Consider the following 6771-nt stretch of genomic DNA (forward strand, 5'->3'; position numbering starts at 1 on the left):
CTCGGTGAGAACGGCGCGGGCAAGAGCACCCTCATCAAGATGCTGTCCGGCGCCTACACGCCCGACGAGGGGCGCATCCTGGTCGGCGGCGAGGAGGTGCGCATCCACGGTGCGCAGGACTCCGAGCGCCTCGGGATCGCCACCATCTACCAGGAGTTCAACCTCGTACCCGATCTGACGGTCGCCGAGAACATCTTCCTGGGCCGGCAGCCGCGCCGCTTCGGGATGATCGACCGCAAGCGGATGGAGGCCGACGCCGCCGTCCTCCTGGAGCGGGTCGGCGTCCGCGTGTCGCCCTCCGCGCGGGTCCGCGAACTCGGCATCGCACGCCTGCAGATGGTCGAGATCGCCAAGGCTCTGAGCCTGGACACCCGTGTGCTGATCATGGACGAGCCGACCGCCGTGCTGACCTCCGAGGAGGTCGACAAGCTGTTCTCCATCGTGCGCAGGCTGCGCGAGGACGGCGTGGGCATCGTGTTCATCACCCACCACCTGGAGGAGATCGCCGCCCTCGGCGACCGGGTCACGGTCATCCGGGACGGCCGGAGCGTCGGCCAGGTCCCGGCCACCACGCCCGAGGACGAACTGGTCCGCCTCATGGTGGGCCGGTCCATCGAGCAGCAGTACCCGCGCCGGCGGCCCGACGCCGGGGACGCCCTGCTCCGGGTCGAGGGGCTCACCCGCGACGGCGTCTTCCACGACGTGAGCTTCACGGTGCACGCCGGCGAGGTCGTCGGCATCGCCGGACTGGTGGGCGCCGGCCGGACCGAGGTGGTCCGCGCGGTGTTCGGCGCCGACCCGTACGACAGCGGGACCGTGACGGTCTCGGGCAGCACGCTGCGCGCGCACGACGTCAACGCGGCGATGACGGCGGGGATGGGGCTCGTCCCCGAGGACCGCAAGGGCCAGGGCCTCGTCCTGGACGCCTCGGTCGAGGAGAACCTGGGCCTGGTGACGCTGCGGTCGGCCACCCGCGCGGGTCTCGTCGACCTCAAGGGGCAGCGCACCGCGGCGGCCCGGATCGCCGAGCAGCTCGGGGTGCGGATGGCGGGCCTCGGCCAGCACGTGCGCACCCTCTCCGGCGGCAACCAGCAGAAGGTCGTCATCGGCAAGTGGCTGCTCGCCGACACCAAGGTGCTGATCCTCGACGAGCCGACGCGCGGGATCGACGTCGGCGCCAAGGTCGAGATCTACCAGCTGATCAACGAACTCACCGCGGCCGGCGCCGCCGTGCTGATGATCTCCAGTGACCTGCCCGAGGTGCTCGGCATGAGCGACCGGGTGCTGGTGATGGCCCAGGGGCGCATCGCGGGCGAGCTGCCGGCCGAGGGCGCCACGCAGGACGCCGTGATGGCCCTCGCGGTCGGCACCGGCGCGGGCACCGGCACGGAAAGCGGCACGAGCACCCGTACCGGTGCCGGCACCAAGAACGACGGCACCACCGACCAGAACGACAAGGAGGCCCCCCGTGGCCACTGACACGCTCAAGAGCACGGGGGGCAAGGGCTCCGCCTCGGGCGGCCTGCGCCGCCTCCTGCTCGACAACGGGGCGCTCACCGCGCTCATCGTCCTCGTCATCGCCATGTCGGCGCTGTCCGGGGACTTCCTGACGGCCGACAACCTGCTCAACATCGGTGTGCAGGCGGCGGTCGTCGCGATCCTCGCCTTCGGCGTCACCTTCGTGATCGTCTCCGCGGGCATCGACCTGTCGGTCGGTTCGGTCGCCGCCCTGTCGGCCACCGTCCTCGCCTGGAGCGCCACCTCCGAGGGCGTCCCGGTGCCCCTGGCGGTGCTGCTGGCCATCGCCACCGGCATCGCGTGCGGCCTGGTCAACGGCATCCTGGTGTCGTACGGCAAGCTGCCGTCGTTCATCGCGACGCTCGCCATGCTGTCGGTGGCCCGCGGTCTGTCCCTGGTGATCTCCCAGGGTTCCCCGATCCCGTTCCCCGACTCCGTCTCGCACCTCGGTGACACCCTCGGCGGCTGGCTGCCGGTTCCGGTGCTCGTGATGATCGTCATGGGCCTGATCACGGCGTTCATCCTCGGCCGCACGTACATCGGCCGCTCCATGTACGCCATCGGCGGCAACGAGGAGGCGGCCCGGCTGTCCGGGCTGCGGGTGAAGAAGCAGAAGCTCGCCATCTACGCGCTGTCCGGCCTGTTCGCCGCCGCCGCGGGCATCGTCCTCGCCTCCCGGCTGTCCTCCGCGCAGCCGCAGGCCGCGCAGGGCTACGAACTCGACGCGATCGCCGCCGTCGTCATCGGCGGCGCCTCCCTCGCGGGCGGCACCGGCAAGGCGTCCGGGACGCTGATCGGCGCGCTGATCCTGGCGGTGCTGCGCAACGGCCTCAACCTCCTGTCCGTGTCCGCGTTCTGGCAGCAGGTCGTGATCGGCGTGGTCATCGCGCTGGCCGTGCTCCTGGACACGCTGCGCCGCAAGGCGGGGGCGACCCCGACCGCGTCCGGCGCACCGGGCGGGGGCGACCGGAAGAAGCAGGCGGCGACCTACCTGCTCGCCGCGGTGGTCGCGGCGGCGGTCGTCGGCGCGCTGTCCTTCCTGCACAACGGCTCCTCGGAGGCGAAGGCGCAGAAGGTCGGCCTGTCCGTGTCGACCCTGAACAACCCGTTCTTCGTGCAGATCCGTGAGGGCGCGCAGGAGGAGGCGAAGAAGCAGGGCCTGGACCTGACCGTCACCGACGCGCAGAACGACGCCTCCCAGCAGGCCAACCAGCTGCAGAACTTCACCAGCGGCAGCCTCGACGCGATCATCGTCAACCCGGTGGACTCGGACGCGGCGGGGCCCGCGGTGCGCTCCGCCAACGAGTCGGACATCCCGGTCGTCGCCGTGGACCGCGGCGTCAACAAGGCCGAGACGTCCGCACTGGTCGCCTCCGACAACGTGGCCGGCGGCCGGCAGGGCGCCGAGGCGCTCGCCGAGAAGCTGGGCGGCGAGGGCACCATCGTGATCCTCCAGGGCCAGGCGGGCACCTCCGCCAGCCGCGAGCGCGGCTCCGGCTTCGCCGAGGGCATCAAGGAGTACCCGGGCATCAAGGTCGTCGCCAAGCAGCCCGCGGACTTCGACCGCACCAAGGGCCTCGACGTGATGACGAACCTGCTCCAGGCCCACCCCGACATCGACGGCGTGTTCGCCGAGAACGACGAGATGGCGCTCGGCGCGATCAAGGCGCTCGGCTCCAAGGCCGGGAAGTCGGTCCAGGTCGTCGGCTTCGACGGCACGCCGGACGGCCTCAAGGCCGTCGAGCAGGGCACGCTGTACGCGTCCGTCGCGCAGCAGCCGCGCGAACTGGGCAGGATCGCGGTGGACAACGCGCTGCGCGCCGCCGAGGGCAAGAAGATCGACGAGACGGTGATGGTTCCGGTGAAGGTGGTCACGAAGGAGAACGTGGCCGAGTTCGGCGGCTGACACCGGCGGGCGATCGGGACCGGGGGGCGGTCGGTCATCACGACCGGCCGCCCCCGGGCGGCCGCGGTGACGCCCGACCGTGCGGCGACCGGCCGCGCGACGACCGTATGACGACGACATGACGACCATGTGGGGAGCCCTTCCATGAACGACTACGACCTGCTGGTCGTGGGGTCGGCCAACGCCGACCTGGTGATCGGCGTCGAGCGCCGGCCGGACGCCGGGGAGACGGTGCTCGGCTCCGACCTGGTCGTCCACCCCGGCGGCAAGGGCGCCAACCAGGCGGTCGCCGCCGCCCGGCTCGGCGCCCGGACGGCCCTGCTGGCCCGGGTCGGGGACGACGCGCACGGGCGGCTGCTGCTGGACTCGCAGCGGGAGGCCGGGGTCGACACGGTCGGCGTGCTGGTGGGCGGGGCGCCCACCGGCGTCGCGCTGATCACGGTGGACCCGTCCGGGGACAACAGCATCGTCGTCTCACCGGGCGCCAACGGCCGGCTGACGCCCGACGACGTACGGGCCGCGGGGAGCCTCTTCCACGCCGCCAGGGTGGTCTCCACCCAGCTGGAGATCCCGCTGGAGACGGTGGTGGAGGTGGCGCGTTCGCTGGCGCCGGACAGCAGGTTCGTGCTGAACCCGTCGCCGCCGCGGCCCCTGCCGGGCGAGGTGCTGGTGGCCTGCGACCCGCTGATCGTCAACGAGCACGAGGCGAAGGTGATCCTCGGCGAGGCGGCACGTGCCGGTGAGGAGCCGGAGGACTGGGCGCGGCTGCTGCTCGCGAAGGGCCCCCGTTCGGTGGTGGTGACGCTGGGCGGCGAGGGCGCGCTGGTGGCCTCGTCCGACGGGGTCCTCCGCATCCCCTCGGTGAAGGTGCGGGCCGTGGACACCACGGGGGCGGGCGACTCGTTCACCGCCGCGCTGGCCTGGCGGCTGGGCCTGGGCGAGTCCCTGGCCGAGGCGGCGGCGTACGCGGCGCGGGTGGGGGCGGCGACGGTCACCCGGGAGGGCGCGCAGGTGTCCTTCCCGACGGCCGGGGAGGTCGCGGCGCTGTGAGGAAGGGCGGGATCCTGAACCGGCACCTGTGCGGCGCGCTGGCCGAACTGGGCCACACGGACCGGGTGCTGGTGTGCGACGCGGGCATGCCGATCCCGGACGGGCCGCGCGTGGTGGACCTGGCGTTCCGGGCCGGGGTGCCGTCCTTCGCGGAGGTCCTGGAGGGGCTGCTGGCCGAGCTGGTGATCGAGGGCGCGACGGCCGCCACCGAGATCCGGCGGGCCAACCCCGAGGCCGCGGACCTGCTGGCGGGCCACTTCCCCGCCCTCGACCTGGTCCCGCACGAGCACCTCAAGGAACTGACCGCGGGCGCCCGGCTCGTCGTCCGCACCGGCGAGGCCCGGCCGTACGCGAACGTGCTGCTGCGGTGCGGGGTGTTCTTCTGAGGGACGCCCCGCGGGGCTCTGTCCGCGGTGCGGTGACGCTCACGCCCCGTCGTCGTCCTCCAGGGCGACGGCGGGGCGTCGCGTCCGGGTCGCTCACCCGGTGATGGAGAAGAAGAGGGTGTCCTGGGTGTACCAGCCGATGTTCTTCGTCGCGTACTCCCATTCCTTGTGCTCGGCCTCGAGCTTCTCGGCGATCTCCTGGACGTCGTACCGGAATCCCTCCTCCATGCGGTCCAGCACGGCGCGGTAGGCGTCGGCGGCGGGCTTGGCCTTGGCCAGCGGGAGCATGCCGATGTGCGGGCCGTCCACGGGGCGGGGGATGGGGAAGGGGATCTCCTTCGGCGGCCCCGAGAACAGGTGCTCGTGCAGCAGCAGATCGGCGCTCACGTCCAGGCGGCGCAGTTCTTCGTCGACGAGGCCGAAGAAGGTGGACGGCTTGGAGTACACGCCCAGTTCGAAGGGGTCGGACGCGTTGCAGTCGATGATGTGCTGCAGGGCCTGGTAGTAGGCGCCGGCCGCGTACTCCGCGTTCGAACTCGCGTGACCGGCCAGGAGGTGTTCGAGGGCGTCGGGGACCGACAGACCCCAGTCGACGCCCTGGCGGTCGAGTTCCCGTTGGCTTCTCTGCGCCCTGTCGCGCACCCTGTCGAGGATGCGCTGCTGGTCGGACGTGAGGTTTCCCGCGGCTCCGAGGAAGCCCAGGACGTCGGCCTTGTCCGCCGTGCTGTACGAAATGATCCGGCTCATGATCGCCATGCTGCCAGCCGCCACTGACATCCGGCCCGGCGGGCAGGGCCGTTCTCAGGAACCCCCCTCGACGCGGAGAGACTTCGAGGGGGCCCGGCACATGGCCGGACCCCCTCGCTTCCTCCCCCGTCAGAACGTCTCGGATCCCCCCCGGGTCCCCCCGCAGAAGTCCTGACAGCAAGTACGACCCGCGGAGTGCGGGGAGGGTTGTACGGTCCTCGCGAAAAACTTTTCCGGTCCCCGGCCGGGTGCGAGCGCGGGCCGGGGCTCGCGGTGCCGTCGGCGCCCTCCGAGCCGTGGAGCATTGTCCCCAGCGTGTCCGTGTCATGTCACACCGCGCCCAACGGCGTTGCGCCCGCAACGGGTTGTGCGAGAGCATGTTCGAACAGGTTTGTGATGCGTACGTGACGCACGGGGGTGACACACGTGAAGTTCGACATGGGGTCCACGACCCTGTCGGATCTGGGGAAGAACACGGTCGGTTCGAGCACCGACCTGGGCACGCTGATCCGCATGCTGATCCAGGCGGCCGAGCCGCTGGAGGGCAAGTTCAACGGATCCGGAAAGGTCGCCTTCGACTCGTTCAAGACGCGTGCGGACGAGATCACCGCCGCCCTGAACGACTCGCTCGGCGCGATCCTCGAGGGCCAGGGCGGCATGGACACCGCGTTCGGCACCGGTGACGTGGAACAGCAGGACAACGCCCACAAGAACATGGGAGCGGCGAACTTCGACGCGGCCCGCTTCGGCGCGCGCTAGACCGCCGGCCGGGGCAGGGACCGACAACCACAGGGGGTTTGTGACGATGGGTCAGAATCTGGACCGCCGCTCCTACGACACCGGCGCGTCGAGCGAGGTGCAGGGCGGTCTGCAGGGCATCGTCGGCCAGCTGGAGCGCGTGCTGGCCGACCGCGACAAGGCCGTGAAGGCCGCCATGGCCGACTTCCAGGCCGACGGGGTCTCCGAGGAGTACCACGGCAAGGAGCTGCGCTGGAACCGCGCGGCCGACGAGGTGCGCAGCATCATCCAGCTGGTCCGCACCACCCTCGAGGACAACGACGGGACGGCCCAGGCGACGATGGCGAAGGCCCGGGCGGCGGTCGACAACATCGGCTGACGCCGACGCGTCGGCGTGTCGGTGGGGCGGTGCGTCGGTGCGTCGGT

Annotated in this window: 7 protein-coding genes; 6 read left to right on the forward strand and 1 reads right to left on the reverse strand. The window is 71.7% G+C overall.

Annotated elements, in window-relative coordinates:
• The 4 genes from AOK18_RS17195 to rbsD form a co-directional block, all read left to right on the forward strand.
• On the forward strand, window positions 1–1479 hold a 1479-nt coding region (locus AOK18_RS17195; protein WP_055694953.1), incomplete at its 5' end, for a sugar ABC transporter ATP-binding protein.
• On the forward strand, window positions 1469–3424 hold the full coding sequence (locus tag AOK18_RS17200) for an ABC transporter permease/substrate-binding protein (protein ID WP_055571568.1): 1956 nt from the start codon (window positions 1469–1471) through the stop codon (window positions 3422–3424). The genes AOK18_RS17195 and AOK18_RS17200, both read left to right, overlap by 11 nt.
• 144 nt (window positions 3425–3568) lie before the next feature.
• Window positions 3569–4474 (forward strand): ribokinase, encoded by a 906-nt coding sequence (locus AOK18_RS17205; RefSeq protein ID WP_055694954.1) that lies wholly within the window; start codon window positions 3569–3571, stop codon window positions 4472–4474.
• Window positions 4471–4860: a D-ribose pyranase gene (rbsD, locus tag AOK18_RS17210; RefSeq protein WP_055694955.1), complete on the forward strand. Its 390-nt coding sequence runs from the start codon at window positions 4471–4473 to the stop codon at window positions 4858–4860. Before AOK18_RS17205 ends, rbsD begins: the two co-directional genes overlap by 4 nt.
• Window positions 4861–4953: 93 nt before the next feature.
• Here the strand turns inward: rbsD and AOK18_RS17215 are convergent, their stop codons facing one another.
• Window positions 4954–5607, reverse strand: coding sequence for a DUF7691 family protein (locus tag AOK18_RS17215; RefSeq protein ID WP_055694957.1), 654 nt, complete (start codon window positions 5605–5607; stop codon window positions 4954–4956).
• A gap of 426 nt (window positions 5608–6033) precedes the next feature.
• On the opposite strand from AOK18_RS17215, the gene AOK18_RS17220 reads away from it, so the two are divergent.
• The gene (locus AOK18_RS17220) at window positions 6034–6366 is read left to right on the forward strand and encodes a hypothetical protein (protein ID WP_055694956.1); all 333 of its coding nucleotides are present in this window, start codon (window positions 6034–6036) and stop codon (window positions 6364–6366) included.
• Window positions 6367–6412: 46 nt separating this feature from the next.
• Complete coding sequence (locus tag AOK18_RS17225) at window positions 6413–6724, forward strand: pore-forming ESAT-6 family protein (protein ID WP_055574214.1); 312 nt, start codon at window positions 6413–6415, stop codon at window positions 6722–6724.
• The last annotated feature ends 47 nt before the right edge of the window (window positions 6725–6771 follow it).

The sequence above is a fragment of the Streptomyces prasinopilosus genome, assembly GCF_001419695.1.
In the GTDB taxonomy this organism is placed as follows: domain Bacteria; phylum Actinomycetota; class Actinomycetes; order Streptomycetales; family Streptomycetaceae; genus Streptomyces; species Streptomyces prasinopilosus.

Bases quoted from the DNA above. Each gene is read 5' to 3' on its own strand.
- AOK18_RS17205 (WP_055694954.1), top strand. From the start codon at position 3,569: ATGAACGACTACGACCTGCTGGTCGTGGGGTCGGCCAACGCCGACCTG.
- AOK18_RS17225 (WP_055574214.1), top strand. From the start codon at position 6,413: ATGGGTCAGAATCTGGACCGCCGCTCCTACGACACCGGCGCGTCGAGC.
- AOK18_RS17215 (WP_055694957.1), bottom strand. From the start codon at position 5,607: ATGAGCCGGATCATTTCGTACAGCACGGCGGACAAGGCCGACGTCCTG.